This is a genomic window from Stenotrophomonas sp. YIM B06876 (assembly GCF_030711595.1).
Classification (GTDB): Bacteria; Pseudomonadota; Gammaproteobacteria; order Xanthomonadales; family Xanthomonadaceae; genus Stenotrophomonas.
The window spans coordinates 1-1,702 of sequence record NZ_JAUJUJ010000168.1 but is presented as its reverse complement, the minus strand read 5'-3'; the positions used below and the strand labels follow the sequence as shown (position 1 = coordinate 1,702).

Sequence of the window (1,702 nt, the reverse complement as noted above, 5' to 3'; positions counted from 1 at the left end):
TACCGGGCACACCCCGGCGCGCCGTCGTACGACGTGTCGGTGCCGCTGTCGCGCCTGGCCGACTATGTGGAGCAGGTGCAGCGCGGCCTGGCAGCCATCGACCCGGCGCTCAAACCCTACCTGTTCGGCCACCTGGCCGACGGCAATGTGCACATCGTGCTCAACCGCCCCGGGCCGTTGCCGGACGAACTGTCCACGCAGATCGAAGCCGTGCTGTATGGCCCTTTGCGCGCCCTCGGCGGCTCGTTCTCGGCCGAGCACGGCGTGGGCTCCAAGCGCATAGGCGCCATGTTCGACACCCTCGACCCCGTCAAGCTCGCGACCATGGCGCACATCAAGCAACTGCTTGACCCCGACAAGCTGCTCAATCCGGGCAAGGTGTTGCACGCGGCCTGACGGGACTGGCCGACGCAGCACGCCATTTCCTGCTATCTCAAATAAAAGAAAGAGAGACACCCCATGAAAACCAAAGCCGCCATCGCCTGGCAAGCAGGGCAGCCCCTGAGCATCGAAACCGTGGACCTGCAAGGCCCGAAGTTCGGCGAGGTGCTGGTCGAGATCANCTGACGGGACTGGCCGACGCAGCACGCCATTTCCTGCTATCTCAAATAAAAGAAAGAGAGACACCCCATGAAAACCAAAGCCGCCATCGCCTGGCAAGCAGGGCAGCCCCTGAGCATCGAAACCGTGGACCTGCAAGGCCCGAAGTTCGGCGAGGTGCTGGTCGAGATCAAGGCCACCGGCATCTGCCACACCGACTACTACACGCTCTCGGGCGCCGACCCCGAAGGCATCTTCCCCGCCATCCTGGGCCATGAAGGCGCGGGCATCGTGGTCGACGTTGGCCCGGGCGTGACCACGCTCAAGAAGGGCGACCATGTCATCCCGCTGTACACGCCCGAATGCCGCCAGTGCAAGTTCTGCCTGTCGCGCAAGACCAACCTGTGCCAGCTCATTCGCGGCACGCAGGGCAAGGGCCTGATGCCCGACGCCACGAGCCGCTTCAGTCTGGACGGCAAACCGATCTTTCACTACATGGGCACCAGCACCTTCAGCAACTACACGGTGGCGCCCGAAATCTCGCTGGCCAAGATCCGCGAAGACGCGCCGTTTGACAAGGTCTGCTACATCGGCTGCGGCGTGACCACCGGCATCGGCGCGGTGCTGTTCACCGCCAAGGTCGAGGCCGGCGCCAACGTGGTCGTGTTCGGCCTGGGTGGCATCGGTCTGAACGTGATCCAGGGCGCCAAAATGGTCGGCGCCGACAAGATCATCGGCGTCGACATCAATCCGGCGCGGCAAGCCATGGCGCGCAAGTTCGGCATGACGCACTTCATCAACCCGAAGGAAGTCGAGAACCTGGTCGAGACAATAGTGCAGCTGACCGACGGCGGCGCCGACTACAGCTTCGAGTGCATAGGCCATACCCAGGTGATGCGCCAGGCGCTGGAATGCACGCACAAGGGCTGGGGCCGCAGCATCATCATCGGCGTAGCCGAGGCCGGCGCCGAAATCAGCACGCGCCCGTTCCAACTCGTCACCGGGCGCAAGTGGGAAGGATCGGCCTTCGGCGGGGCGCGCGGGCGCACCGACGTGCCCAAGATCGTCGACTGGTACATGGAAGGCAAGATCAACATCGACGACCTGATCACGCACACCATGCCACTCGAGGACATCAACAAGGGCTTCGATTTGATGAAGA

At 63.6% G+C, this 1,702-nt stretch carries 2 protein-coding genes; both read left to right on the top strand.

Annotated features, from left to right (window positions below):
* Window positions 1–396, top strand: a 396-nt coding sequence (locus QZH66_RS15760) for an FAD-linked oxidase C-terminal domain-containing protein (protein WP_305806840.1), incomplete at its 5' end; no start/stop codon positions are given.
* 234 nt (window positions 397–630) lie between these two features.
* Window positions 631–1,702, top strand: a 1,072-nt coding sequence (locus QZH66_RS15755) for an S-(hydroxymethyl)glutathione dehydrogenase/class III alcohol dehydrogenase (protein ID WP_305806839.1), incomplete at its 3' end; no start/stop codon positions are given.